The 26,743-nt window shown below is 72.4% G+C and carries 22 protein-coding genes and 1 pseudogene; 12 read left to right on the plus strand and 11 right to left on the minus strand.

Annotation, left to right across the window (positions count from 1 at the left end; translation table 11 throughout):
- Positions 1–180 precede the first annotated feature (180 nt).
- From ABZS40_RS31255 to ABZS40_RS31270, 4 genes are read right to left on the minus strand one after another with little or no spacing between them, the layout of a single operon-like run.
- Positions 181–1,428, minus strand: a complete 1,248-nt coding sequence (locus ABZS40_RS31255) for an MFS transporter (protein WP_354947522.1) — start codon at positions 1,426–1,428, stop codon at positions 181–183.
- 40 nt (positions 1,429–1,468) lie between these two features.
- Positions 1,469–2,050, minus strand: coding sequence for an isochorismatase family protein (locus ABZS40_RS31260; protein ID WP_354947524.1), 582 nt, complete (start codon positions 2,048–2,050; stop codon positions 1,469–1,471).
- Between the two features lie 51 nt (positions 2,051–2,101).
- Positions 2,102–3,388 carry a nicotinate phosphoribosyltransferase gene (locus ABZS40_RS31265; RefSeq protein WP_354947526.1) on the minus strand — a complete coding sequence of 429 codons (1,287 nt, stop codon included), beginning with the start codon at positions 3,386–3,388 and terminating at the stop codon, positions 2,102–2,104.
- A gap of 16 nt (positions 3,389–3,404) precedes the next feature.
- A complete protein-coding gene (locus tag ABZS40_RS31270) occupies positions 3,405–6,083 on the minus strand; it encodes a LuxR C-terminal-related transcriptional regulator (protein ID WP_354947528.1) in 2,679 nt (892 codons plus the stop codon).
- A gap of 193 nt (positions 6,084–6,276) precedes the next feature.
- Between ABZS40_RS31270 and ABZS40_RS31275 the strand changes: the two genes are divergently transcribed.
- The 11 genes from ABZS40_RS31275 (at position 6,277) to rdgB (ending at position 15,481) form a co-directional block, all read left to right on the plus strand.
- The gene (locus ABZS40_RS31275) at positions 6,277–7,827 is read left to right on the plus strand and encodes a hypothetical protein (RefSeq protein ID WP_354947530.1); all 1,551 of its coding nucleotides are present in this window, start codon (positions 6,277–6,279) and stop codon (positions 7,825–7,827) included.
- A gap of 148 nt (positions 7,828–7,975) precedes the next feature.
- Entirely contained in the window at positions 7,976–8,266 is a 291-nt protein-coding gene (gene clpS / locus ABZS40_RS31280; protein ID WP_088946433.1) for an ATP-dependent Clp protease adapter ClpS, read from the plus strand.
- The gene (locus tag ABZS40_RS31285) at positions 8,263–8,763 is read left to right on the plus strand and encodes a DUF2017 domain-containing protein (RefSeq protein ID WP_354947532.1); all 501 of its coding nucleotides are present in this window, start codon (positions 8,263–8,265) and stop codon (positions 8,761–8,763) included. Before clpS ends, ABZS40_RS31285 begins: the two co-directional genes overlap by 4 nt.
- Positions 8,764–8,815: 52 nt before the next feature.
- On the plus strand, positions 8,816–9,304 hold the full coding sequence (locus ABZS40_RS31290) for a M67 family metallopeptidase (protein ID WP_030487200.1): 489 nt from the start codon (positions 8,816–8,818) through the stop codon (positions 9,302–9,304).
- Between the two features lie 66 nt (positions 9,305–9,370).
- Complete coding sequence (locus ABZS40_RS31295; protein ID WP_354947534.1) at positions 9,371–9,766, plus strand: MoaD/ThiS family protein; 396 nt, start codon at positions 9,371–9,373, stop codon at positions 9,764–9,766.
- Positions 9,767–9,777: 11 nt separating this feature from the next.
- Positions 9,778–10,743 carry a cysteine synthase gene (locus ABZS40_RS31300; protein WP_354947536.1) on the plus strand — a complete coding sequence of 322 codons (966 nt, stop codon included), beginning with the start codon at positions 9,778–9,780 and terminating at the stop codon, positions 10,741–10,743.
- A 223-nt stretch (positions 10,744–10,966) separates the two neighbouring features.
- Complete coding sequence (locus ABZS40_RS31305) at positions 10,967–11,710, plus strand: MBL fold metallo-hydrolase (protein ID WP_354947538.1); 744 nt, start codon at positions 10,967–10,969, stop codon at positions 11,708–11,710.
- Between the two features lie 110 nt (positions 11,711–11,820).
- A complete protein-coding gene (locus ABZS40_RS31310) occupies positions 11,821–12,966 on the plus strand; it encodes a glycosyltransferase family 1 protein (RefSeq protein ID WP_354947539.1) in 1,146 nt (381 codons plus the stop codon).
- The gene (locus ABZS40_RS31315) at positions 12,963–14,132 is read left to right on the plus strand and encodes a glycosyltransferase (RefSeq protein WP_354947540.1); all 1,170 of its coding nucleotides are present in this window, start codon (positions 12,963–12,965) and stop codon (positions 14,130–14,132) included. The genes ABZS40_RS31310 and ABZS40_RS31315 overlap by 4 nt, the downstream gene beginning before the upstream one ends.
- A 9-nt stretch (positions 14,133–14,141) precedes the next feature.
- Complete coding sequence (rph, locus tag ABZS40_RS31320; protein ID WP_354947542.1) at positions 14,142–14,867, plus strand: ribonuclease PH; 726 nt, start codon at positions 14,142–14,144, stop codon at positions 14,865–14,867.
- A complete protein-coding gene (gene rdgB / locus ABZS40_RS31325; RefSeq protein WP_354947544.1) occupies positions 14,864–15,481 on the plus strand; it encodes an RdgB/HAM1 family non-canonical purine NTP pyrophosphatase in 618 nt (205 codons plus the stop codon). The genes rph and rdgB overlap by 4 nt, the downstream gene beginning before the upstream one ends.
- Before the next feature lie 107 nt (positions 15,482–15,588).
- Here rdgB and hutH read toward each other — a convergent pair whose 3' ends face one another.
- The 6 genes and pseudogenes from hutH to ABZS40_RS31355 form a co-directional block, all read right to left on the minus strand.
- Positions 15,589–17,127 carry a histidine ammonia-lyase gene (hutH, locus tag ABZS40_RS31330; RefSeq protein ID WP_354947546.1) on the minus strand — a complete coding sequence of 513 codons (1,539 nt, stop codon included), beginning with the start codon at positions 17,125–17,127 and terminating at the stop codon, positions 15,589–15,591.
- The gene (gene hutI / locus ABZS40_RS31335) at positions 17,124–18,311 is read right to left on the minus strand and encodes an imidazolonepropionase (RefSeq protein ID WP_354947547.1); all 1,188 of its coding nucleotides are present in this window, start codon (positions 18,309–18,311) and stop codon (positions 17,124–17,126) included. The genes hutH and hutI overlap by 4 nt, the downstream gene beginning before the upstream one ends.
- On the minus strand, positions 18,308–19,675 hold the full coding sequence (locus tag ABZS40_RS31340) for a formimidoylglutamate deiminase (protein WP_354947549.1): 1,368 nt from the start codon (positions 19,673–19,675) through the stop codon (positions 18,308–18,310). Before ABZS40_RS31340 ends, hutI begins: the two co-directional genes overlap by 4 nt.
- Complete coding sequence (locus ABZS40_RS31345) at positions 19,666–20,868, minus strand: allantoate amidohydrolase (protein WP_354947551.1); 1,203 nt, start codon at positions 20,866–20,868, stop codon at positions 19,666–19,668. The genes ABZS40_RS31340 and ABZS40_RS31345 overlap by 10 nt, the downstream gene beginning before the upstream one ends.
- Positions 20,869–20,921: 53 nt before the next feature.
- Positions 20,922–22,581, minus strand: a pseudogene (gene hutU / locus ABZS40_RS31350) (urocanate hydratase).
- A gap of 17 nt (positions 22,582–22,598) precedes the next feature.
- On the minus strand, positions 22,599–23,450 hold the full coding sequence (locus ABZS40_RS31355; RefSeq protein ID WP_354947552.1) for a MurR/RpiR family transcriptional regulator: 852 nt from the start codon (positions 23,448–23,450) through the stop codon (positions 22,599–22,601).
- Positions 23,451–23,579: 129 nt separating this feature from the next.
- Here ABZS40_RS31355 and ABZS40_RS31360 point away from each other — a divergent pair, with 129 nt between their 5' ends.
- Entirely contained in the window at positions 23,580–25,430 is a 1,851-nt protein-coding gene (locus tag ABZS40_RS31360; RefSeq protein ID WP_354947554.1) for a trypsin-like peptidase domain-containing protein, read from the plus strand.
- Between the two features lie 52 nt (positions 25,431–25,482).
- Here ABZS40_RS31360 and ABZS40_RS31365 read toward each other — a convergent pair whose 3' ends face one another.
- Positions 25,483–26,742: a DUF1501 domain-containing protein gene (locus tag ABZS40_RS31365; RefSeq protein ID WP_354947556.1), complete on the minus strand. Its 1,260-nt coding sequence runs from the start codon at positions 26,740–26,742 to the stop codon at positions 25,483–25,485.
- Position 26,743 lies beyond the last annotated feature (1 nt).

Genomic DNA, 26,743 nt, shown 5'->3' on the forward strand with positions numbered 1-26,743 from the left:
GCGGCGGACCCCGGGCGGCGGACCCCGGGCGGCGGACCCCGCGCGGCGGACCCCGCGCGGCGGGCCCCGCGCGGCGGGCCCCGCGGCAGGCCGGTCCCGCGTGCCGTTGCCGCGGTCAGACAGCGCAACGCGGACCGGCAGGGGACGCCGACCGTCAGCTTCGCTGCGTCGTCGCGGTCGTCAGTGGGCGGCGGGGGTGAGGTCGGCCTCGACGGGCGGTGGGGTGGCCGCTTCGGCGTTGCGGCGGCGGCGCAGCTCGATCGGGAGCACCACCAGGGTGACCAGCGCGCCCAGCGCCCCGGTCACCACGAAGCCCCAGAGTGGCGCGCTGGCGTCGATCACCGCGCCGGCGAGCGGCGCGCCGATGGCGATGCCGACGGTGACCGCGGAGCCGTGCAGACCCATCGCCTCGCCGCGTACCTCGGCCGGCACCAGGCGGCTGACCGCGTCCGAGCCGGCGGCGATGGTCGGCGCGCAGAGCGCGCCGGCGGGTATCAGCGCCAGGCACAGCAGCCACCAGTGCGCACCGCCGAGCCCCACCGGAATGGTGCACACGGCCAGTGCGGCGGTCATTGCCAGCGGGGAGAACGAGCGGTGCACGGCCCCGTAGGCGAAACCGCCGGCCAGCGAGGCGACCGCCCAGATGGCCAGGACCGCGCCGGTCCACCCGACCTCGCCGCTGGCCCGCAGGACGGCGACCACCGCGACGTCGGTGCCGCCGAGCACCAGGGTCGCGGCGGCGCTGAGCGCCAGGACGGCGAGCAGTCGGGGGGTCATCCACTCCCGGCGCGGCACCCGACGTTGTGGGCCGGTGGGCTCGGTGGCCGCCCGGATCGGTGGGTTGACCACCCACAGGGCGATCCCGGCGGCGACGATGCCGCCACCGACCAGATACATGGTGGTCTGCGCGGAGATCGCGGTGACCAGGGCCACCGCCAACGCCGGACCGATCATGAAGGACAGCTCCACCGACATCGAGTCCAGTGCGTAGGCCGGGCGGCGTTGGTCCTCGGGGACCAGCGCGGCGATCGACTGACGGACCACGGAGAAGATGGGCAGGGCCAAGGAGCCGGCCACGAAGGCGGCCGGCAGGAGCACCGGGTACGCCAGCGTGGGCGCGGTGGACCAGAAGATCGCCTCGGCGATCCCGGTGAGCACCAGGACCGGGCGCAGTCCACGCCGGTCCACGAGACGGCCGAGTAGCGGCCCGCCGATCGCCGCGCCCACGGTGACGGCCGCGCCCACCAGGCCCGCCGCCCCGTAGCCCCGATCAAGGTCGAGCACCACGTGGAAGGTCAGCGTCACCCCGGTCGCGGTGAGCGGGATGCGGGCGAGGACGGCGACCACCAGCAGCGACCGCAGGCCGGGCAGGGCGAGCGCCCGCCGGTAAGGCTTCATGTTCACGTGGGTCCGTACCTCCGGCGTCATCCTCGACCGGCGGCGGCTCCTTGGCCAACCAATTAGCGCCTCATGCGGCAGTGATCACAGGCTGGCCGTGCATGATCACCCCAGCGCCGTCCATCGCGCGCAGGGCCACGTCGGTGGTCGCCGGGGCGACGGCGGCGGTCAACTCCAGCAGCACGGTGGTGGCGAAACCCTCCCGGGCGGCGTCCAGCGCGGTCGCCCGGACGCAGTGGTCCGTGGCGATGCCGACCACGTCGACCCGGTCCACGTCGTGTCGGCGCAGCCAGTCGGCCAGGCACTCGCCGTCGTCGGCGTGCCCCTCGAAACCGGAGTACGCCGCCGCGTGCTCGCCCTTGTGAAAGATCGCCTCGACCCGGGCGGTGTCCAGTTCAGGGTGGAACTCCGAACCGCTGGTGCCGACCACGCAGTGCCGGGGCCAGGACTCCACGAAGTCCGGCGGATCGCCGAAGTGGGCACCCGGGTCGACGTGGTAGTCCTTGGTGGCGACCACGTGGGTCCACCGGTCCGGTTCGGCGGCGAGTAGCCGGGAGATGCTGGCGGCCACCCCTGCGCCGCCGGCGACGGCCAGCGAGCCGCCCTCGCAGAAGTCGTTCTGCACGTCCACGATGATCAGCGCGTTGGCCATCGGGGGGTTTCCTCTCTCCGCACGGTCGGTCGGTGGCGCTCGGGGAATGGCTCAGCCAGCGGGTACGACGGTGACCGGCACGGCCGGGTCGCCGGCCGAGAGCTTCAGCCCCTCCCACGGAATGGAGATCAGGCACTCCCGCAGGTGCTCCCGTGACTCGTCGAGGGTGGGCAGCGGCACCGACTCACCGGCGACCACGTACGACTGCTGGAGCAGGCGGTCGTTGGGCTGCCGGTCCGGAACACCCTGCGGGACGATGACCTCCTCGGTGGCGGTGCCGGTCGGCTTGTGCCGACGGACCGCGACCTTCCGGCCGCCGATGGTGGCCTTGTGCTCGGAGCGCTTCACCACCGGCCGTCCCTCGACCTCGACCAGTTTGTAGACCAGCCCGGCGGTCGGAGCCCCGGAGCCGGTGACCACGGCCGTGCCGGCGCCGTACATGTCCACCGGTTCGGCGGCCAGCGCGGCGATCGCGTACTCGTCCAGATCACCGGAAACGATGATCTTGGTCTCGGTGGCGCCCAGCGAGTCGAGCAACTCCCGGGACTGCTGGGCGATCACCGCGAGGTCGCCGGAGTCGATCCGTACCGCCCGCAGATCCGGCCCGGCCACCGCGATGGCGTTGCGGATGCCCTGGCTGATGTCGTACGTGTCGACCAGCAGCGTGGTGTCCTTGCCCAGCGTGGCGACCTGCGAGGCGAACGCCGCCCGCTCGTCGTCGTGCAGCAGGGTGAACGCGTGCGCCGCCGTGCCCGCCGTCGGGATGCCGTAGCGCGCGCCGGCGGCGAGGTTGGACGTGAACCGGAACCCGGCCAGGTACGCGGCCCGCGCCGCGGCCACCGCCGCATCCTCGTGCGCCCGACGCGACCCCATCTCGATCAGTGCCCGGCCCCGCGCCGCGGTCACCATCCGGGCCGCCGCGGCGGCCACCGCGCTGTCGTGGTTGAGCACGGACAGCGCCAGCGTCTCCAGCACCACACATTCGGCGAAGCCGCCGGAGACGGTGAGGATCGGTGAATTAGGGAAGAACAGCTCACCCTCGGCGTACCCGTCGACGTCGCCGGTGAAGCGGTAGTCGGTGAGCCAGGCCGCCGCCGTTTCGTCGACCACCCCGGTTCGCAGCAGGAACTCGATCTCCGTGGGGTCGAACCTGAAGTCGCGGATCAGCTCGATCAGTCGCGCCGTTCCGGCGACCACGCCGTACCGGCGGCCGCTGGGCAGCCGGCGGCTGAACACCTCGAAGACACACCGGCGGTCGGCGGTGCCGTCCTTCAGTGCCGCGCTGACCATGGTCAGCTCGTAGTGGTCGGTCAGGAGCGCGGGGCGGTGGATGCTCACCGCCCCAGCCTAAGGTTCAGCTCGGGTCGCCGCCGTTGTGGCCCGGGATCGAACGTAACGCCGCCCACAGCTCGGCCCGGCCGGTGACGCCGAGCTTGGCGTAGATCCGCTGGAGGTGGTTCTCCACAGTGCGCGCCGAGAGGTAGAGCCGTTCGGCGATGGCCCGGCTGGGGGCGCCGTGCGCGGCGAGGCGCGCCACCTGCCATTCCCGCTCGGTGAGCACGGGCGCGCCGGCCTGGAGCGCCGGCGTCCGGATCAGGTCACAGCGCCCGAGTAACCCGGCGAGGCGCTCCCGGGAGTCGTTGGCCGCAGCCGAGTGTCGCTGGCGCAGCCGCTGGACGGCCTGGGAGGTGGCCTCGGCGGCGTACACGGTCAACTCCAGGGCCGCGTAGTCGTCGGCGACCGCGAGCAGGTCGGTGGGGGAGTCGGTCACCGCGGCGCGGGCGTGCCGGGCCAGCAGCGGCGGCAGCACCCCGTCGACCCGCTCGGAGAGCTCGGCGAGGCGCTGCGCGACGGTGCGCCGGCCACCATCGGAGCAGGTGGGCCCGACCGCCACGCCCGCCTGGTCGAGTCGGACGAGGTCGTGCAGCACATGCACCTCGTGCCCGGCGAAGCCGTCCGAGCGCAGCCGATCCACCAGGTCACCGAGGTGTTTGACAGCGCCCGGCAGGTCACCCGAGGCGGCGAGCGACGCGCCCCGAGCCTGCTCCAGCCACGGGTAGAGCACCGCCATGCCCGGCGCGTGGGTGCGGTCGGCTTCGGCCATCGCCGCAACCGCCTGTGCCGCGTCACCGCGCAGCGCCGCCGCCTGGGCGCGTTCAGCCTGAGCCAGACCGGCGTAGACACGACTCGTGGCCAGCACCGCGCAGGCGCCCAGCGAGGTTCGCATGGCTGCGTCGCTCTGCCCGCGCAGCCGGGCCGCGTACGCCTGAAGGATGGCCAGGTAGCCGGTGCCGAGGCGGAAGTCGCCGGCTCCGGCGAGGTCGGCGAACTCGTCGGCCACGATCGCGTCGATCCCGGCCAGGTCGCCGGTGAGCATGAGCCGGGTGCCTCGGGCCAGCTCCAGGGCCAACTGGAGGTACGGCATGTCGGTGCGCCAGCTCGCCGCGGCCGAGTGCACCTGGGCGATCGCCGTACCGCTGCGGGTCAGCTCGCCCTGCGCGGCCTGGACGTACGCGATGGTGGAACGGGCCAGCTCGCGGGCGGCGACACCGGCCGCCGGCCGGTCCAGTACTCGTCGGCTGAGCTGCACCGCGGTGGCCGTGTCCAGTCGGTGCAGGCGCATGATCGCCTCGAAGGCGTGCACCCGGGACCGGTCGGCGGAGTCGCTGAGCTGCTCGACCCGGCTTGCGATCTCCTCCACCGTGGACTCCCGGCTCAGCCCCCAGTAGCTGACCATGCCGCGGACGGTCAGCCACCGGCAGAGCCGCCGCTCGTCGCCGGGCTCGGGAGTGACCGCGTCGAGGACGTCGATCGCCTCGTCGGGCCGGTCGGCGAACATCAGGATGGTGGCCAGCAGCTCCGCCGCGTCGTAGCCGCCGTCGGCGTTCAGCGCGGCCCGCGCCAGGCGGGTCGCCAGCGGCACGTCGTAGCGGGTGAACGCCTGCACCGCGGCGTCCAGCAGCAGAGCCGGGTCCTGTGCGGTGCCGGAGTCGAGTCGCCAGACGGCCACCCGCAACAGGTCGTCGCGGCGGCGTTTGCCGACCTGCTCGAGCAGCTCGGCGAGGTGTGCCTGAAGTCGGCGGGTGCGGCTGACCGGGCAGCGACGGCGCATCACCTCGCCGTAGAGCGGGTGCGCCAGCCGGACGTTGGTGCGCCGGTCGTGCTGGATGACGGTGATCAGCCCGCGTTCCTCGGCGGTCTCCACGTCCGACTGCTCGGCGGCCTGCCTCAGGAGGTGCAGGCCCAGTGGTTCGCCGAACGCGACCAGCTCGACGACCGCGCGGACGCCGTCGGTGAGCTTGCCGACCCGGGTGTCGATGAGGTCGGTCAGGTTGGGTGCCAGCTCCAGTCGCCCGGTCCACTTCCAGATCCCGTACGTGCGCTTCAACTCGGCGCTGCCGTTGGCGGCGTGCACCAGCTCGCGCAGCAGCAGCGGGTTGCCGGCCGACAGCCGGCCGAGCCGGTCGGCGGAGCCGGCGTCGACCGGGCCGCCCAGGATCGCCGCCAGCAGGTCGGTGGTCTCCGCCTGCGGCATCGGGGTCAGCTCGACGTGCTCGACCAGGTCGTCGGTCCAGAGTGCGCGGATCGGCAGCGGGATCTGCTCGCCGTCGCGCAGGGTGCCGACCACTGTGGCGTTCTCGGCGCGGGCGACCAGGTGCACCAGTGCGGCCGAGGGGGGATCGAGCAGGTGGGCATCGTCGATGGCGAGCACGATCCGTCGGCCGGCCGCCTGCTGTTGCAGCACATTGAGCGCCCAGCGCAGGATGCCGGCGGGGGAGAGGCCCTGCGGCTGCTCGGCGGGGAGGACCTGGACCAGCCCACCGAACGGCAGCGCCGCGGTGGTGGCGCTGGCGGCGATGGACCAGATCGCGAACCGGTCGGTGGGCAACGCGCCCACGCCCTCGCGCAGCAGGCGACTCTTGCCGATGCCAGCGCTGCCGCTGAAGAAGAGCCCGCGGCCGGCCTCACCGGTCACCGCCTCCAGCAGGCGGTTCAGCTCATCCGTGCGGCCGACGAACTCCCATCGACTCATTCGCGCAGCATATCGACCGGAATCCGTCCGCGCCCGTACCGTCACCGTGCGAAGTTGAGTAATCGCACAATTACCGGTGAGTATTCGGGGTGTTCCGCCCGGTTGCCAGCACGCCCGTAGTCTTCCGACATCCGGGTTGCACACCGGAATTTTCGCGACCGGACCTTCGGTCACCTGCAACGGGAGGCACCTGATGAAGCAGGGCCCTCTCCCCTCGGTCGAATCGCCGGGCGACATGACCGGCCCCACCGACCTACCCACCTGCGGTCCCCTCCCCACCCGGGTCGGCGTGTCCGGCGCCCCTCCGGACGAGCCGCTCGGTGTGATCGCCGTCGGCCCGGCCGGTGCCGAGCGGCGTGCCGTGCTGGCCACCCTGCTCGGGCTCGATCCGGTGATGCTCACCGTGCCGGCGGGCAGTTGGTTGGTGGTGCGCGACGCCAAGGTGCCCACCCGGGCCGCGTTCGTGCCCGGTTACCGCCAGCCGCACTCGTACGGCGCGGACCGGGACGCCGCCGGTCCGGCGTTGGCCCGCCCGCCCCGGCGTGTCGAGCTGAGCGTGCCCGAGCCGCTGCTGCGGCACTTCACCCTGATCGACGTTCCGGACACCGCCACCCTCGGCGTGTCCGGCACCCGGGTGCTGCTCGAAGCGGCGGGCCGAGCCGGCGCATTGCTCTTCGTGATCGCCGCCGACCAGGCCTTCACCGCCGCCGAGTTGAACCTGCTCGCCGAAGTCGCCCCAACCTCGGTGGAGGTCGTCTTCGCGGTCACTCCTGGCGCGGCGGGGTGGGCTCCGCTGAGCGACGGCACGGCGACTACGGAGGGCGCGGGGGCGTCCGTCCCGCCGGTCGGGGGTGCGGAGACCGAGGTGGACGCGGTAGCGGTGACGGTGGAGGCGCATCGGGCGGCGCTTCTGGCCGCGGTGCCGGCGCTGGCCGGCGCGCGGTGGTTCCCGGTCGACGACGCCGACACCGCCGCCGACCTGCGGCGGGCGCTGGTGGGTTGGGCGTCGCGTGAGGGGTTGCAGCGGGCCAGCGTCGACCCGCCGATCCTTCCGGGCCAGCAGGGCCGCGTCGCAGTGGCCGCCGATCCGGGTGACTGGTCCGAGCGGCTCGACCGCCACACCCGCTCGTGTGCTCAACGGATCCGCCAGCACCTCGCCCTGGAGCTGGCGAACATCCACCTGCGGGCCGTTCAGGAGATCGTGTTCGGCGTGGGCTGTGCCGGCCTACCGGATCTCCTCGACCGGGAGATGGCGGCGTTGTCGCTGTTGGCCACCGCGCAGTGCGATCAGGCGGTGCGCGGCATCGTGACCGACGTCGCGTCGCAGGTGCTCGGGGCGCCGCCGTCCGAGGGCGTGCGACGCCGGATCGCCGCCGCCGTGCAGTACGGCCTGGCCGATCACCGCCCCGGCCACGACCTGGACAAGGTTCTGCTGATCACCAGCACGGCCGGCGTGGCCGAGCTGACCGGCCTGGAGGCGATCGACGCCGCCGCCAGTTATCCGGCGGCCTCCCGGGACGAGGTGCTCCCGCCGGTCGCGGTGGCGCTCTCCGGCGGGTGCTGGCAGCAGTGGCGTACGCCCGGCAAGGACGACCACAGCACGGCGCGGGCCTGGTCCCAACGGGCGGTGCGCGAGGTCGAGTTGGGGTTGTCCAGGGAGATCTCCCGACGGTTCGAGGTGATCCGCCTCTCGCTGGGCGTGGTGCTCTCCGATGCAGTCGATCACGGCATTCTGCTCGCCTGACGGCGCGCCCACCGGTTGGTCCGGGTCCGGGCCGGACCCCGCCTCCGATGGCGTCCGGGGCGGGTCGGGAGGGTCCGGGGTGGGTGATCCGCGCCGGGCCGGCGTTCCGGTTCCTCGGTTCCGGGAAACCGGTGGCACGATGGGGGGCATGGCGGCTCCGCAGGTTGCACCGGTCGAGACGCCGGACACTGACGAGGTGCCGGCGTCCGACCGGCAGTGGGTGACGATCGTGTGGGACGACCCGGTCAACCTGATGACGTACGTGACCTGGGTTTTTCAGAAGCTTTTCGGCTACAGCCGGGAGAGGGCCGAACAGCTGATGCTGGACGTGCACCACAAGGGCCGTGCCGTGGTCTCCACAGGTGCCCGCGAACGGATGGAGCACGACGCGTCGCAGCTGCACGCGTACGGGCTGTGGGCGACGGTGGACAGATCATGAGCATGTTCCATCGCCAGGCCGGTCGCTACGTCGCCGTCTTCGCCGTTGACGAGGTGCGGGTGCTGCGCAAGGTCGCCTCCGAGGTGGTGGGTCTGCTCACCGACGGCTTCGACCACAGCGACCCGGTCGTCGGTCGGCTCTTTCCGGCGGTCTACCCGAAGGACGCTCCGGGCACCGCAGAGTTTCGCCGCTACACCGAGGGCGACCTGAAGACCGCGAAGATCGATCAGGCGGGGGCGATCCTGGCCGCGTTGCCGGACGAGGCCGGCGGCGAGGTGCGGCTGGACGCCGAGGCCGCCGAGGCGTGGTTGCGGGCGCTGAACGACGCCCGGCTCGCGATGGGCGTCCGCCTGGAGATCAAGGACGGCACCGATCTGGGCGAGGAGCTGGACGACGCGGTCGCTGAGGACCCGGGTTCCAGCCGGGTGTTCCAGCTTTCGGTCTACGCCTATCTCGGATATCTACAGGAGTCGCTGCTCAACGCCTTGATCGACTAGGGGTGACCGGCACCACTTCGGCCCGTGCCCGGCAGGCGTTAGGCTGGTGCACGTGCTGAGCATCGACCGGTCGATCATCGACGCGATCGTCGCCCACGCGCGCCGGGATCACCCAGACGAGGCGTGCGGCGTGGTCGCCGGTCCCGTCGGCAGCGACACCCCGACCCGGCACATCCCGATGGACAATGCCGCGCGGTCGATGACCTTCTACGAGTTCGACTCGATGGAGCACCTGCGCGTCTGGCGGGAGATGGACGACCGGGACGAGGAACCCGTCGTCATCTACCACTCGCACACCGCCACCGAGGCGTACCCGTCGCGGACGGATGTCTCCTTCGCCGGTGAGCCGGGGGCGCACTACCTGCTCGTCTCGACCCGTGAGCCCGACTCGGAGGAGATCCGGTCGTTCCGGATCGTCGACGGCGTGGTCACCGAGGAGCCGGTGCGTGTCGTGGAGGCCGGTGTCGACCCGCACGCCGTCCAGTCCTACATGTTCGGGCAGAGCCCGGCGACGGTCGATTACGAGTGTTCCGGCCGCTGACCTGTCAGCGCCGCAGCCCGCTCGTCCCGTCACCGTAGGCACACCCGATCGAGGAGTTTCCACATCATGGCCATTGAGGTTCGCATCCCCACCATCCTGCGCAGCTACACCGGCGGCGCCAAGGTCGTCGACGGCGCCGGCGACACGCTCGCCGATCTGCTCACCGACCTGGATTCCCGGCACGGCGGTCTGCGGGGCCGGCTGATCACCGACGCGGGCACGCTGCACCGCTTCGTGAACGTCTACGTGAACGACGAGGACGTCCGCTTCCTCGGCGCGCTGGACGCGAAGCTCTCCGACGGCGACAGCGTCACCATCCTGCCGGCGGTGGCCGGCGGCGCGTTCGGCTTCGCCGCCGCCGCGGCGATCAGCTCGCACAGCGCCGCCGCCGCGGCGATCAGCTCGCACAGCGCCGCCGCCGCGGCGATCAGCTCGCACGCCGCCGCCGTCGCGGCTCGCTGAGGTCGGCCGCCATGGCGCGGTACGACAGCCTGCTCGACGCCAGCGGGGGTACGCCGCTCGTCGGCCTGCCCAGGCTCTCCCCGACGGTGCCCGACGGGGCCCCTCCGGTGCGGCTCTGGGCCAAGCTGGAGGATCGCAACCCCACCGGCAGCATCAAGGACCGCGCGGCGCTGTTCATGGTTCGGGCGGCGGAGGAGGCTGGCCGGCTCCGCGCGGGTGACACCATCCTCGAACCGACGAGTGGCAACACCGGCATCTCGTTGGCGATGGTGGCGAAGCTGCGCGGCTACCGGCTGGTCTGTGTGATGCCGGAGAACGTCTCGATCGAGCGGGTGCAGCTGCTCCGGATGTACGGGGCCGAGATCATCTTCTCGCCGGCGGCGGGTGGCTCCAACCAGGCGGTCGCCACGGCGAAGCAGATCGCCGTCGAGCACCCCGACTGGGTGATGCTCTACCAGTACGGCAACGAGGCCAACGCCCGGGCGCACTACGAGACGACCGGGCCGGAGCTGCTGCACGACCTGCCCAGCATCACGCACTTCGTGGCCGGGCTGGGCACCACCGGCACCCTGATGGGCACCGGGCGCTACCTGCGGGAAAAGGTCGAGAGCATACAGATCGTGGCCGCCGAGCCGCGCTACGGCGAGGTGGTCTACGGCCTGCGCAACATCGACGAGGGGTACGTTCCGGAGCTCTACGACGCCTCGGTGCTCTCCCGGCGGTTCTCGGTCGGCACCCGGGACGCCGTGTTGCGCACCCGCCAGCTGGTCGAGGTGGAGGGCATCTTCGCCGGGTTCTCCACAGGTGCGATCCTGCACGCCGCGTTGGCGGTGGCGCACGAGGCGGTGCGCGACGGCCGGCGGGCCGACGTGGCCTTCGTGGTCTGTGACGGCGGGTGGAAGTACCTGTCCACCGGCGCGTACGGCGGCACACTCGCCGATGCCGAGGACGCCCTGGAGGGGCAGCTCTGGGCCTGACCGATCTGGTCTGCCGACTACGGGCCGTCGACATTTGTCGGCGGCCCGTGCGCTTCCCGACGTACCGCGAGCAGGTGTCACGTTCGTGACAACTTCCGTTGGATGATTCTTGCCGCCGGGTGCGCCAGCGTAGGCTGCGCAGCGTGGCGTACGCGTCGGTAGAGATCATGGCCGGGACCATCGCCGGTGCGGGTGCTACTGATAGTGACAGCGAGACCACTCGATGCGACTGACCGTTCTGGGAAGCGCCGGCAGCTTCCCTGGCCCCGAGTCGCCCTGCTCGGCCTATCTCGTCGAGGCCGACGGCTTCCGGCTCCTTGTCGACTTCGGCTCGGGGTCGCTGTCCAGCCTCCAGCGGTACGCGGGGCTGCACGCCCCGGACGCCATCCTGCTGACCCACCTGCACTGTGACCACATGTTCGACGCCGTGCTGTACGTGGTGGTGCGCCGGTACGCCCCGGACGGCCCCTACCCGGCGCTGCCGGTGTACGCGCCGTCCGGCGCGCCGGACCGGCTCAGCGCCGCGTACGGCGACGACGGTTCGGTGGAGGACGTGTACCAGTTCTACGCGCTCCAGCCAGGCACCTTCCCGATCGGCCCGTTCGCCGTCACCGTCGACCGGGTCAACCACCCCGTCGAGACCTACGGCGTGCGGCTGGAGCACGACGGTCGTTCGCTGTGCTACTCGTCGGACACCGCACCCTGCGAGGCGTTGCTGCGGCTGGCCCAGAACGCCGACGTGTTCCTCTGCGAGGCCAGTTACCTCGACGGCATGGACAATCCGCCGGATCTGCACCTGACCGGTCGGGAGGCCGGCGAGGCGGCGACCAAGGCCGCTGTGGGCCGGCTGCTGCTCACCCACCTGGTGCCCGCCTGGGGCAGCGAGGCGCACACGCTGGAGTCGGCCGCCTCCGCGTACACCGGGCCGCTCGAAGTGGTCCGGCCCGGCGCCAGCTACGACATCTGACGCACCGAGTCCCGGTTTGCGAGGCCGGGCCCCGGTGTTGTGCCGTACTGTTCGCCGGCCGGTCAGCGGGCGGTTGTCTGGCGCACCCGTGGCACCCGCACGGTGTGGGCATGCGGATCGCCATCGTGACCGAGTCGTTCCCACCGGATGTGAACGGCGTCGCGCACTCTGTGGTGCGGACGGCGGAGCACCTGCTCGACCAGGGCCATGAGCCGGTGGTCATCGCGCCCTCCCCGCCGGGCGCCAGCCGGCAGAACATCGACCGGCTGCCGTACCCGGTGGTGCGCATCCCGAGCGTGCCGCTGCCCCGCTACCAGGGCTTCCGGCTGGGGGTGCCGACCAACTCCCGACTGACCGGGGCGCTGCTGTCGGCCGAGCCGGACGTGGTCCACCTGGCCAGTCCGTTCGTCCTGGGCGCCCGGGCGGCCACGCTGGCCAGCCGGCATGCGCTGCCCACGGTGGCGGTCTACCAGACCGATGTGGCGGCGTACGCCAGGGCGTACCGCGTCAGTTGGGGCGAGGCCGCGGCGTGGCGGCGGATCCGCGAGATCCACAATTCGGCGCAGCGCACCCTCGCCCCCTCCACCCGGGCCGCCGCCGACCTGATCGCGAACGGGGTGCAGCGGATCTGGCTGTGGCGGCGCGGTGTGGACGCCGTTCGCTTCGATCCGGCCAAGCGGTGCGCGGCGCTGCGGGACCGGCTGGCACCCGGCGGTGAGCTGCTGGTCGGCTACGTCGGTCGGCTCGCCCCGGAGAAGCGGGTGGACTTGCTGGCGGCGACGTCCCGACTGCCCGGCGTACGGGTGGTGGTGGCCGGCGACGGCCCCACCCACCGCCAGTTGGCGCGCGAGCTGCCCGGGGTGACGTTCCTCGGCGTGCAGCAGGGCGAGGACCTGGCGCGGCTCTACGCCAGCCTGGACCTGTTCGTGCACACCGGACCGCACGAGACCTTCGGCCAGACCATCCAGGAGGCGCTGGCCTCCGGGGTGCCGGTCGTGGCGCCGGCCAGCGGCGGCCCGGTCGACCTCGTCGACCACGGCGTGACCGGCCTGCTCGTGCCGCCGAACGACGGCGACGCGCTCGCCGCGGCGGTGGCCGAGCTGACCGGCGACGCCGACCGGCGGCGGGCCTACGGGCTGGCCGCCCGGGTCGCGGTCAGTCGCCGCAGCTGGGCGGCGGTCGGCGACGAGCTGATCGGGCACTACCACGCGGTACGCGCCGTTGCCGCCACCGTCGGCCTGCCGGCCGCCTCGTGACCGGACCCGCCGGTGGGCTGCGGATCGTGCGGCTCGCCAACTTCGTCACGGAACGGTCCGGCGGACTGCGTACCGCGCTGCGGCACCTCGGCGCGGGCTACCGGGCGGCAGGGCACGATCCGGTGCTGGTGATACCCGGTCAGCGGGCCGCCGACGAGACGTATCCGTGGGGGCGGGTGGTCACAGTGCCCGGGCCGCGGCTGCCGGGCAGCGGTGGCTACCGGCTGCTGGCCGGCCGACGCCGGTTGGCCCGGCTCCTCACCGACCTGGCACCGGACCGTTTGGAGGTCTCCGACCGGTCGTCGCTGCGCTGGACGGGCCGGTGGGCGCGGGCGCACGGGGTGCCGTCGGTGATGGTGTCGCACGAGTCGCTGACCGGGCTGCTCGGCCAGTGGGGTGTGCCGGACGCGTTGCGACCGCCGACCGCCGACCGGCTCAACCGGGCGACCAGCCGGGCGTACGACCGGATCGTCTGCACGACCCGGTGGGCAGCTGAGGAGTTCGACCGGATCGGCGCCGACAACGTGGATCTGGTGCCGCTCGGGGTGGACCTGGACACCTTCGCCCCGCATCGGGCCGATCCCCTGGTGCGCGAGCGGTACGCCGACGCCGGCGAGTTGCTGCTGGTGCACTGCGCGCGGCTCTCCCCGGAGAAGCGGCCGGAGTTGGCCCTACAGACCCTCGCCGAGCTACGCCGCAATGGCGTGCCGGCGGTGCTGGTGATGGCCGGCGCCGGCCCACTGCGCGGCGCGCTGGCCCGGCGGGCGGCGGGCCTGCCGGTCACCTTCACCGGCTTCCTGCCGGACCGCGCCGCGGTGGCCGCGTTGCTGGCCAGCGCGGACGTGGTGCTGGCGCCGGGCCCGGTGGAGACCTTCGGTCTCGCCGGCCTGGAGGCGCTGGCCTGCGGCACTCCGGTGGTGGTCAACGCGGCCAGTGCGCTACCCGAGGTGGTCGGCGAGGCCGGGCTGGCGGCGTACGGCTCGGGGGTGTCGATGGCGGCGGCGGTGACCCGCCTGGCGGCCCGGCCGGAGGCGCAGCGGCGGCAGGCCGCCCGGGCGCGGGCCGAGGAGTTCGGCTGGCCGGCCGCGGTCGCCGGCTTCCTCGGTGTGCACGGCGCGGACGTTCCCCAGGGCACCCCGCGCGAGGTGGATCGCCGCACCGCATAAGGTGCAGGGATGGCGCGACCTGACGGGCGAGGGCCCTCTCAACTTCGACCGGTGACAGTGACCCGAGGCTGGAGCACCCATCCGGAGGGCTCGGTGCTCGTCGAGTTCGGCGGCACCCGGGTGCTCTGCACGGCGAGCGTCACCGAGGGGGTGCCCCGCTGGCGCAAGGGCTCCGGGCTCGGCTGGGTGACCGCCGAGTACGCGATGCTGCCCCGGGCCACCAACACCCGCTCCGACCGGGAGAGCGTCAAGGGTCGGGTCGGTGGCCGCACCCACGAGATCTCCCGGCTGATCGGCCGCAGCCTGCGGGCCAGCATCGACCTCAAGGCGCTCGGTGAGAACTCGATAGTGCTCGACTGCGACGTGCTCCAGGCCGACGGTGGCACCCGCACCGCCGCGATCACCGGCGCGTACGTCGCGTTGCACGACGCGGTGGGCTGGCTCGCCGCCCGGAAGTCGTTGACCGGTAAGCCGGAGAAGGTGATGCACCGTTCGGTGGCAGCGGTCAGCGTGGGGATCATCGCCGGGGAGGCCCGGCTCGACCTCTGCTACGAGGAGGACGTCGCCGCCGAGGTGGACATGAACGTGGTGTGCACCGGCGCTGGCGACTTCGTCGAGGTGCAGGGCACCGGCGAGGCGGGCGTGTTCGCCCGCGACCAGCTCGACGCCCTGCTCGACCTGGCCGTCGCGGGCTGCGCCGAGTTGGCCGAAGCCCAGCGAAAGGCACTCGCGTGAACAAGGTCCTGCTCGCCACCCGTAACCGCAAGAAGCTCGTCGAGCTACAGCGGATCCTCGACGGCGCGCTCGGCGCGCACCGGATCGCCCTGCTCGGGCTGGACGACGTCGAGCAGTACGCGGAACTGCCGGAGACCGGCCTGACCTTCGGCGAGAACGCGCTGATCAAGGCGCGGGAGGGCTGCCGGCAGAGCGGGCTGCCGACGATCGCCGACGACTCCGGGCTCGCTGTCGACGCGCTCAACGGCATGCCGGGGGTGTTCAGCGCCCGCTGGTCCGGTCAGCACGGCGACGACCGGGCCAACCTTCAGCTGGTGCTGGACCAGATCGGCGACGTGCCCGACGAGCAGCGGGCCGCCTCGTTCGTCTGCACCGTGGCGTTGGTGCTGCCCGGCGGCAAGGAGCACCTCGTCGACGGCCGGCAGTCCGGGCGGGTGCTGCGCGCGCCGCGCGGTGACGGCGGGTTCGGCTACGACCCGATCTTCCTGGGCGACGGACAGGACCGGACCAACGCCGAGCTGACCCCGGCGGAGAAGGACGCCATCAGTCACCGGGGCAAGGCGCTGCGCGAGCTGGCCAAACTGATCGCCAAGGTGCTGCCGTCCGCCGCCTGACCCGCGGCGGACGCGAGGTGCTGCCGCCGGCCGCCTGACCCGCGGCGGACGCGAGGTGCTGCCGCCCGCCGCCTGACCCGCGGCGGACGACAGCGACCCGATGGAGATCAGCCCAGCGGGCCGACCTCCCGTTCGATGGCGGCGCGCAACTCCGGCCCGGCGACGACGGCACGGGCCGCCTCCATCACCGGGGCGAGGAACACGTCCGGGCCGGGCTCGCCGGCCGCCGGACCGAGCGCGGCGACGGCCGCCCGGCCGGCCGGGGACGGCTCCAGCGGGGCGCGGAGCTGGAGGCCGCGTACGCCGGCCAGCAGCTCCACAGCGAGCAGGCTGGTCAGGTTGTCCAGCACGGTCCGCAGCTTCTTGGCCGCCGCCCAGCCCATCGAGACGTGGTCCTCCTGCATTCCGCTGGTGGGCAGCGAGTCCACCGAGGCGGGAGCGGCCAGCCGACGGTTCTCGGCGACGATCCCGGCCGCCGTGTACTGGGCGATCATCAGCCCGGAGTTGACCCCGGCGTCGGGGGAGAGGAAGGCCGGCAGCTCCCGGGAGCGGGTGACGTCGAGCAGCCGGTCCACCCGCCGCTCGGCGATCGCGCCCACCTCGGCGGCGGCGATGGCGAGAAAGTCCGCGGCGAAGCCGAGCGGCGCGCCGTGGAAGTTACCTGTCGACTCGACCCGGCCGTCCGGCAGCACCACCGGGTTGTCCACCACGGACACCAGCTCCCGGCCAGCGACAGTGCGGACGAAGTCCAGGGTGTCGCGGGCCGCGCCGGCCACCTGCGGGGCGCAGCGCATCGAGTACGCGTCCTGCACGGCGTGCGCCAGGTCGTCGCGGTGCGAGTCCATCACCCGGGAGTCCTGCAACAACCGGTGGATGTTCGCCGCCGACGCCGCCTGACCGGGGTGTGGCCGGATCGCGTGCAGCTCGGGCAGGAACGGTCGCTCCGAGCCGAGCATCGCCTCGATGGCCAGCGCGGCCGTCACGTCGGCCATGGCGAACAGGTGCGCCGCGTCGTGGATGGCCAGCAGCAGCATGCCGAGCATGCCGTCGGTGCCGTTGATGAGCGCCAGCCCCTCCTTGGCGGCCAGCTCGATCGGCTTGAGCCCGGCGGCGGTCAACGCGTCGGCCGCGTCCTGCCGCTCACCGGCCGGGCCGAGCACCCAGCCCTCGCCGAGCAGCACCAGCGCGCAGTGCGCCAGCGGCGCCAGGTCACCGGAGGCGCCCAGCGAGCCGTGCTCCGGCACCCAGGGGGTGATGTCGTGGTTGAGCAGGTCGATCAGGGCCTCCGCGACCAGCGGCCGCACCCCGGATCGGCCCAGGGCGAGGGATCGGACCCGCAGCAGCATCATGGCCCGGACCACCTCGCGCGGCATCGGGGCGCCCACCCCGGCGGCGTGCGAGCGGATCAGCGCGTGTTGCAGCTCGGCCCGTCGCTCCGGGGCGATGAAGGTGTTGGCCAACGCGCCGAACCCGGTGGAGACCCCGTAGACGGGACGACCCGACGACTCGATGCCGTCCACGATGGCCCGGCTGGTCGCCATCGCGTCGATGGTGGCCGGCGCGAGGACGACAGTGGCGGTGCCGCGGGCCACCGCGCGCACGTCGTCGGCGGTGATCCCGGTGGGCTGGATGGTCACGTGCGTCATTGCGGTGCTCCGTTGCGTATTACCTGGCGGATCAGGGGGACACCGGGCCGGTAGGCCAGGTGCAGGTACGACGGCGCGTCGAGGACGACGAGGTCGGCCCGCGCGCCGGGGGTGAGGACACCGATGTCGTCGCGGCGCAGCGCCCGCGCGCCACCGGCGGTGGCGGCCCAGACCGCCTCCGCCGGGGTCATCCGCATCTCGCGGACCGCGAGGGCCACGCAGAACGGCATCGACGAGGTGTACGACGAGCCGGGGTTGCAGTCCGTCGCCAGCGCCACAGTGACACCGGCGTCGAGCAGCCGGCGCGCGTCCGGGTAGGGCGAGCGGGTGGAGAACTCCGCGCCGGGCAGCAGGGTCGCCACAGTGCGGGTACCCGATCCGTCGCTGTGGGCCGTGTCGGCCAGCGCGGCCACGTCGGCGTCGCTCAGGTGGGTGCAGTGGTCGACGCTGGCCGCGTCCAGCTCCACTCCCAGCTGCACCCCGGGGCCGGGGCCGAGCTGGTTGGCGTGCAGCCGTACGCCCAGCCCGGCGGCCTGACCGCAGGCCAGGATGGCGCGGGCGTGGTCCACGTCGAAGGCGCCCCGCTCGCAGAACACGTCGATCCACTTCGCGTACGGGGCGGCGGCGGCGAGCATCGGCCCGCAGACCAGCCCCACGTAGTCGTCGGGGCGGTCGGCGTACTCGGCGGGCACCACGTGCGCGCCCAGGAAGGTGGTCTCGGTGCTGGTCTCGGCGGCGATCCGCAGCGAGCGGGCCTCGTCGGTGACGGTGAGGCCGTACCCACTCTTGATCTCCATGGTCGTGGTGCCCTGGCGCAGCGCCTCCCCGTGCAGCCGGCGCACCGTGGCCCGCAGCTCCTCGTCGGTGGCGGCCCGGGTGGCACCGACAGTGGTCCGGATGCCGCCGCCGGTGTAGGGCTCACCGGCCATCCGGGCGGCGAACTCGGCGGCCCGATCCCCGGCGAAGACGAGATGGGCGTGGCTGTCCACGAAACCGGGGAGCACGGCGGCCCCACCGGCGTCGATGTGATGGTCGGCGGCCGGCGCGTACGCGGACGGCCCGACCCAGACCACCCGGCCCTCCTCGACCAGCACTGCGGCGTTGCGACGGATGCCGAGCGGTCCCTCGCCGGCACCGTTGGTGACCAGCTCACCGATGTTGTCGACCAGCAGGCTGCCGCTCATGCGGGTGTCACCGCCTCGATCGCGGACGACAGTTCGGTCGGCACGTCGACGGTCAGGTGTCGGCCCTCGGCCACCACCACCCGGCCGTCCACCACCACCTGCTCGACGTCCGCCGCGCCGGCGGCGAAGAACGCGCCCACCGGCGGCACCCCGGCGGTGCGGGCGCTGTCCAGGCGTACCGTCACCAGGTCGGCACGGGCGCCCACAGCGATCCTGCCGGCGTCGGCCCAGCCCAGCGCGGCGTGCCCGGCGACGCTGGCCGCGTTCAGCAGGTCCAGCGGCGCGAAGTGACCGCGCCGGCGGGTCCGCAGCCGCTCGTCCAGCTCCACCGCCCGGGCCTCCTCGAACAGGTCGATCACGGCGTGGCTGTCGCTGCCGAGGCTCAACCGGATGCCCGCGTCGGCCATGAGCCGGGCCGGGCCGATGCCGTCGGCGAGGTCCCGCTCGGTCGTCGGGCAGAGGCACACCCCGGTCCGGCTGTCACCGAGCAGGGTCAGGTCCGCGCTGGTGGGGTGGGTGGCGTGGACGGCTGTGGTGTGCGGCCCGAGCACGCCGTGCTCGGCGAGCAGCGCGGTGGGCGAGCGTCCGTGCACCGCCCGGCACTCGTCGTTCTCGGCGGGCTGCTCGGAGAGGTGCGCGTGCAGCGGCGCCTGCCGCTCCCGGGCCCAGTCGGCGACAGTGCGCAACTGATCGGCCGGGACGGCCCGCACCGAGTGCACGGCAGCGCCGACCCGGGCGTGCCTGTCGGCCGGCTGGAACGCCGCGGCCCGCTCGGCCCAGCGGCCCGCGTCACCGTCGCCGAATCGGCGCTGCGGCCCGGCGAGGGGCCGACCGTCCACGCTGGAGGTCAGGTAGCAGGTGTCCAGCACCGTGAGTCGGATCCCGGCGTGCGCGGCGGCCTCCACCAGCGCCGCGCCCATCGCGTTCGGGTCGTCGTACCCGCCGCCGTCCGGCCGGTGGTGCAGGTAGTGGAACTCGCCCACGCAGGTGATGCCGGCGAGCGCCATCTCGGCGTAGACGGCCCGGGCCAGGGCGAGGTAGGTGTCCGGGTCCAGCCGGTCCGCGACGGCGTACATCTGGTCCCGCCAGGTCCAGAAGTCACCCCGCCCGCCGTGGGTACGCCCGCGCAACGCCCGGTGGAAGGCGTGCGAGTGCGCATTGGCCAGCCCCGGCACTGTCAGGCCGGGCAGCGGCACCGCGTCGGCGTACACCTCGACCCCGGCCGGTGGCCTGCTGCCCGGGGTCAGCGGCGTCACCGCCGTGATCCGGCCGTCCTCGGCCTCGATCAGCACGTCGGGTGTGGGTTCGGCGTGCTCGGGCAGCCAGGCGTACTCGGCGAGCCAGCGGGTCGGTGTCACCGGCATGTCAGCTCCTCCAGCACCCGGGCCAACGCCCGTACCCCGGCCGCGCAGTCGTCGTCGGTCGCGGCCTCGGCGGGGGAGTGCGAGACGCCGGTCGGGTTGCGCACGAAGAGCATCGCGGTGGGCAGGTACGCGGCGAGCACCCCGGCGTCGTGCCCCGCGCCGGTGGGCAGCACCGGCGCGTCGAGCAGTGTGGCCAGTCGGTCGGCCAGCCCGCCGTCGAAGGCGACCACCGGGGTGGCCGACTCCTCGGTGACGGTCACCGTCGTACCGTCGCGGCGGGCCCGCTCGGCGAGCTTGCCGCGTACCGCGTCGACCAGCCCGGTCAGCGTCTCCGGGTCGGCGGCCCGGGCGTCCAACCAGCCGGTCACCTTCGACGGGATCGCGTTGGTGGCGTTGGGTTCGACGGCGACCCGGCCCACTGTGGCGTGCGCGCCGCGCAGCCGGGCCTCCTTGTTGGCCGCCAGCACCGTGAACGCGTAGGTCAGCATCGGGTCGCGCCGGTCGGCCATCCGTGTGGTACCGGCATGGTTGCCCTCGCCGACCACGTCGAAGCGCCACCGGCCGTGCGGCCAGATCGCGCTCGCCACCGCGACCGGCGAGTCCGTGTCGACGAGCGCGCGGCCCTGTTCGACGTGCAACTCCACGAAGGCGCCGAACCGGCCCAGCAACTCCCGGCGGGCGCCCGCCGGCCGGTCGCCCAGCGCCTCGGCGAAGCTCACCCCGGCGGCGTCGCGCAGGCCGGCCGCGCGTTCGGCCGACAGCGCCCCGGTGAGCAGCCGCGACCCCAGACACGGTACGCCGAAGCGCGCACCCTCCTCCTCGACGAAGGCACCCAGCACCAGCGGCCGGCCGGGGGTGACGCCCGCGGCGCGCAGCTCGTCCACGGCGAGGAACGCGCTCACGATGCCGAGCGGCCCGTCGTATGCCCCGCCGTGCGGCACCGAGTCGAAGTGGCTGCCGGTGAGCACCGCGTCGGACGCCTCCGGGTCACCCCAGTGGGCGAAGAGGTTGCCGTTGCCGTCCTCGGTGACCGGCATGGCACGGCGCTCGGCCTGCGCCCGGAACCAGGTGCGCAGCTCCCGCTCCGGCTCGGTCAACGCGTACCGCAGATAGCCGCCGCTGTCGGCGTCCCGCCCGACCGGCGCGATCTCGTCCCACAGCGCCCGGAACCGGGCGGGAAGCTCGTCGCTCACAGGGCCTCTGTTGTTCGCGACTGCGGGGCTCCGCTGCGCTGCACTCCTCGCGCTCACGCGGCACCGCCCTCCGTCATGGGCACCCGGACGCCGGTTCGGTCGGCGACCTCACGGGCGCTCTCGTAGCCGGCGTCGACGTGCCGGATGACGCCCATCGCCGGGTCGTTGGTGAGCACCCGCTCGATCTTCTGACCGGCGAGGGCGGTGCCGTCGGCCACGCACACCTGCCCGGCGTGGATCGACCGGCCGATGCCCACCCCGCCGCCGTGGTGGATGGACACCCAGGAAGCCCCACTGGCCGTGTTGACCAGGGCGTTGAGCAGCGGCCAGTCGGCGATGGCGTCGGAGCCGTCGGCCATCCCCTCGGTCTCCCCGGTACGGGCTCGCGACGCTGCCGGTGTCCAGGTGGTCCCGGCCGATCACCACCGGGGCGGAGAGTTCGCCGGAGGCGACCATGTCGTTGAACCGCACGCCCGCCCTGTCCCGCTCGCCCTGACCGAGCCAGCAGATCCGGGCCGGCAGGCCCTGGAAGGCGACCCGCTCACCGGCCAGCTTGATCCAACGGGCCAGCGACTCGTTCTCCGGGAACAGGTCGAGGATGGCCCGGTCGGTGGCCGCGATGTCGGCCGGGTCGCCGGAGAGCGCCGCCCACCGGAACGGACCCCTACCCTCACAGAACAACGGCCGGATGTACGCGGGTACGAAGCCCGGGAAGTCGAAGGCGCGCTGGTAGCCGCCGAGCTGCGCCTCACCCCGGATCGAGTTGCCGTAGTCGAACACCTCGGCGCCGGCGTCGAGGAAGCCGACCATCGCCTCGACGTGCTTCGCCATCGACGCGCGGGCCCGGTCGGTGAACTCGGCCGGCTTCGCGGCGGCGTAGTCCCGGGCCTCGGCCAGTTCCACCCCCACCGGCAGGTACGCCAGTGGGTCGTGCGCGCTGGTCTGGTCGGTCACGATGTCGATCTCGACGCCCCGGGTCAGCAACTCCGGGAAGACCTCGGCGGCGTTGCCGACCACGCCCACGCTCAGCGCCCGCCGCTCCCGCTTCGCCGCGCGGACCCGCGCGATCGCGTCGTCCAGGGAGTCGGCGACCTCGTCCAGGTAGCGGTCGTGCACCCGCCGGTCGAGCCGGGTGCGGTCCACGTCGACGATCAGGCAGACGCCGCCGTTCATGGTGACAGCGAGTGGCTGCGCGCCGCCCATTCCGCCGCAGCCCGCGGTCAGCGTCAGCGTGCCGGCGAGGGTGCTGTCGAACCGTTTCGCGGCCACCGCCGCGAACGTCTCGTAGGTGCCCTGGAGGATGCCCTGGGTGCCGATGTAGATCCAGGAGCCGGCCGTCATCTGCCCGTACATGGTCAGGCCGAGCTGCTCCAGGCGGCGGAACTCCGGCCAGGTCGCCCAGTCGCCGACCAGGTTCGAGTTGGCCAGCAGCACCCGGGGCGCCCACTCGTGGGTGCGCATCACCCCGACCGGGCGACCCGACTGCACCAGCATCGTCTCGTCCTCGCGCAGGTCGGTCAGCGTGCGGACCAACGCGTGGTACGACGGCCAGTCCCGCGCCGCCTTGCCGGTGCCGCCGTAGACCACCAGGTCGTCGGGGCGTTCGGCCACCTCGGGGTCGAGGTTGTTCATCAACATCCGCAGGGCGCCCTCCTGCTGCCACCCGCGGGTGGTGAGCTGGCTGCCCCGTGCGGCACGAATGGACTGGGTCATCTCTGGTTCTCCTCCGGTCAACCGAGGAACAACTGTCGGCGGGCCGCGGAGGCTTCGAACGCCTCCAGTCGGCGCTGGGTGTCGGCCGGGGTGGCGTCGCAGATGGCCTGCAACAGCACCATGGCCAGGGTCATCGGTGCGGTGTGCAGGTCGAAGACGAGCTGCGTGCCGACCGCTGCGGCGAGCACCACGTCGGCGTGCTCGGTGGCAGGGCTGACCGGCGAATCGGTGATCGCCACCACTGTCAACCCGGCGTGGCGGGCGTCGCGCAGCGCGTCCAGGGTCTCCCGGGGGTAGCGGGGCAGCACGAAGGCCAGTACGGCGGACGCGCCGGCCTCGGCGGCCTGCTCCAGGCGGTCGGTGAGCAGGCTGCCGCCGTCGTCGAGGACCCGTACGTCCGGATGCACCTTCGCCGCGAAGTAGGCGAAGTACGCGGCCAGCGGCGCGGCGGCGCGCAGGCCGAGCACCGGCAGTGGGCGGCTCTCGGCGAGGAGCCGCCCGGTCTCGGCGATCCGGTCCTGGTCGGCGAGCTGACCGGCCAGGCGGTCCAGGTTGCCCATCTCGGCGCGTACCGCCTGCTGGAGTTCGTTGCCGGCGTCCGTCGACCCGCCCGGCGTGGTGGCGGTCAGGTCGCGTAGCCGGCGGCGCAGCGCCGGGTAGCCGTCGTGGCCGAGCGCTACGGCGAACCGGGTGACCGACGGCTGACTGACCCCCGCCAGCTCGGCGACCTCGGCGGCGGACAGGTAGGCCACGGCGGGGGCGTGCTGCACCAGGCAGTGCGCGATCCGGCGCTGGGTGGGGGTGAGCCGCACCCCTTGGAACAGGTCGAGCACCCGGTCAGCGGGTGCCTCGACAGCTCCTTCATTCATGAGTCGACTCTATGCATGAGAATTTTCACTGGCAAGCGGCGCCGGCCCCCACCGGTCGCCCCGGGCGGGGCGGGCCGGGTTGGCCGACGGTCGGTACTATCCGCACGGCGGTTCAACGGAGGAGTGCGCATGCAGCCGGAAGGCCCCTACAGGTACACCCACGCGCTCGGCGGGTCTCCAGTGGGGAAAGCATGGGCCGCGATCGACGAGCAAGGCCGCTTCGTCACCGTTGCGGTGCTCGACGCCACAGTGGCCGCCACACCCGGCTGGCGTGAGGCGTTCGCCGGGGCTGTCGACCTGCTGGCCCGGTCGGCCGACCCGATGCCCTACACGTACGCCGACTTCTCGGCCGCGGCGCCGTGGGTGGCATACCCCGCCGAGGCGGGCCCCGGCGCCGAGAAGCTGTTCCGGGCCCTCGGCGTCGAGTACACCCCCGCCCCGCCGGCGGTCCCACCGACGTCCGCCCCGCCTGCGGTCTCCGCCCCGCCTGCGGTCTCCGCCCCGCCTGCGGTCTCCGCGCCGCCGGTGTCGGCCCCGCCGCAGCCCGTTTCCGGTGGGCCGCAAGCGCCGTGGGCGGTGCAAACCGGCCCGATCCCCGGCCAGCTGGTCTCTGCGGTCCCGCACCCGATCTCCGGCGTGCCCACCTCGCCGACCGCAGTGACCTCGTCACCGCCGGCCGCACACGTCTCCCCGGTGAGCGGGCCGAGTGCCGATGCGTTCGCCACACCGGTACGCCGGATCACCCCGTCCACGCCGCCACCCCGGCGCACCGGGCTCTGGATCGGGATCGGCGCACTGGTCCTGGTGGTGCTGGCCGGAGCCGGTGGGGCTTTTCTCTGGGTCGGGTCGGGTGGCTCCAAGAAGCCCCCGCCGCCGTACAGCCTTGAGGAAAGAGCGGTGGCGATAGCCTCGCCATCTCTGGTCTACGTAGAGGTTCTGATTACTGGCTACCTCCGGGACAAGGCAACCGGAACGCCCCTGCGTGCGACGCCGATCACCTTCAACCGCCGCTGTAGCGGATTTGTGGTGAGTCGGGCCGGCCACGTGCTCACCAGTGGCCCTTGCGTGAGGCCCGCAGACGACACCGCCCGTCAGAACGCCCTCTACGTGCTGGGCCGCACCCTGATCGAGGAGAAAAAGCTCGATTCCGGGGGACTCGACGCGTTTGTCGCGACGAAGATCAAGACTACGGTCCTCACCGGCATCGATTCTCAACAAGCACCGGAAGTGCGACTCTTCGGCCAGTCGAATCTGGCTAAGGGGAATCTCACTGACAGCCAGGCGATTCCGGGCGAGATTGTCAAGACGTGGGATCAACAAGTGGGCAATGTTGCCCTCGTCAAGCTCGCCAATGATCACCTCCCCGTCGCCGAATTCAACACGTCGGCCGACGTCCAGCAAGGTACGTCGCTGCTTTCGATCGGCTATGCCACGAGCGACAAGGATCCCCTTGCCGCCGCTTACACCGTTGAATCGAAACCTGTGACCGTGACCGGCTCGGGCAGCTTGGGGCAGGTGTCCGTGTATCGGGTCAACGACGATATCGGGGGCCACTCCCGCGGCGGACTAGCTGTCGATTCAAGCGGCCGTGTCGTCGGGATTCTGGACAACGACGAGGAACTGTCCAGCAAAGCGAACCGGGCGATCGTGCCGGTGCCCACTCTCGCCGCGCTGCTGAAGGAAGCCGGAATCACCAATGAAATCGGCGAGGCCGACAAGGTGTATCGCAGTGGACTGGATGCCTACTTCGCCGGCAGGTACTCCGACGCCATCACCCAGCTTCAGGCTGCCGCCAACAACTCACCCACCAACCTCGTCGCGCAGACATATCGCCAGAACGCGATCGACCGCCAGAACATCGAGGGGGAGACGGAAGGCTTCCCGTCCTGGGCCGTCGTCCTCATTGCCGCCCTCGGCGGGGCCTTGATCGTCGCGCTCGTCGTCCTGCTGGTGGCGGCTAGAAGCCGCAGCAGGCGGTGACCTGGCAGCGGGCGGTGGCTGGTCCAGACCCCGTAGGCCAGACCCTTTCGCTCTACAGCCCGCTACGGACGAGCGGCAGCAACTTTGGTTGGTAGCCGTTGAGGTATCTGGCCGGATCGGCTTGCAGTACGGAGTCAAGAAGCGTGCCGAAGACGTCGCGGAAGTCCATCGTCGCCTTGAGGTCGCCATCGTCCAGATCGGTCAGGCTCGGCTGATCGCCGTAAAGCCCGCCTGCTATCCCCGGGCCCATCAGGAAAACCGGTCCAGCTGTTCCGTGGTCAGTGCCATCTGATGCGTTGGCCCTGACTCGGCGGCCGAATTCGCTGTAGACGGCTACGGATACCCGCCGTCCGGCCTTCGTTTTCGCCAGCCGGTCCATGAACGCGGACAATGCGTTGTCGAGTTGCTTCAGCAGCCACTCCTGTCCGACCCGTTCGTTCGCGTGCGTGTCGAAACCACCGAGGCTCACCGAGTAGACCCGCGTGGGCACGCCCGCCTCGACGCATCGAGTGACCAGGTCGAGCTGGGCGGTCAGTGAACTCCCACCGCCGGTCGCAGTCGCTGGTAGGGGTCCAAGCTCGGCCACCTCCCGGGGAATGTCGGCGTTCTTTGCCTGTTGAACGAGCTCATTCACCCGGAGGAGGTCCTGGTACGCCTCCGCTGCGCGTACCTGCAGGTCCGACTCGCCATCCTGCTTCTGCGCGAGTGCGGTGATCATTTCGACGTTGATCCCGGGCGGTAGTTGCAGTCCGTCGACCGCCACACACGCTCCCACGCGCGTCTCGCCGACGAGAAGCGGCGGGAGTACCGGGTCAAAGCTCACGGCGGCCGAGGCAGGAGCGTTGGTACCGTCGAGCCAGCGGCCCACCCATCCGCTGGCTACGGGCAGCTCCGGCGAGGCTGTCTGCCATATGTCCATCGACCGGAAGTGGCTCCGATCAGGCTTTGGATAGCCGACACCGAGAACGATGGCCACCTGCTTGTCGTCCCAGAGTCGTTTCAGCCCGGTCATTCCCGGGTTGAGCCCCAACGCGTCGTTGAGATGCAGTACCTGCTCAGGGGCGTAGGCCAATTCGGGGCGCGCGGAATAGTACGCCGAATCCGCGTAGGGGACTACTGTGTTGAGCCCGTCATTGCCGCCGTAGAGAGTAACGACAACTATCTTGTCCGTTTCGTCGCCTGCATTGGAGTCTTGGTCATCTCTGGCGGTCGCGAACAGCTCGGCAAGACCGATTCCTCCGGCGGCAAGTGCGGCGGCGCCGGTGACCCCGGCTGAGGCGAGGAGGAACTTGCGTCGGGTCAGCGGATCCATA

It is taken from the genome of Micromonospora sp. NPDC005324 (genome assembly GCF_040607155.1).
GTDB lineage: Bacteria > Actinomycetota > Actinomycetes > Mycobacteriales > Micromonosporaceae > Micromonospora > Micromonospora trifolii.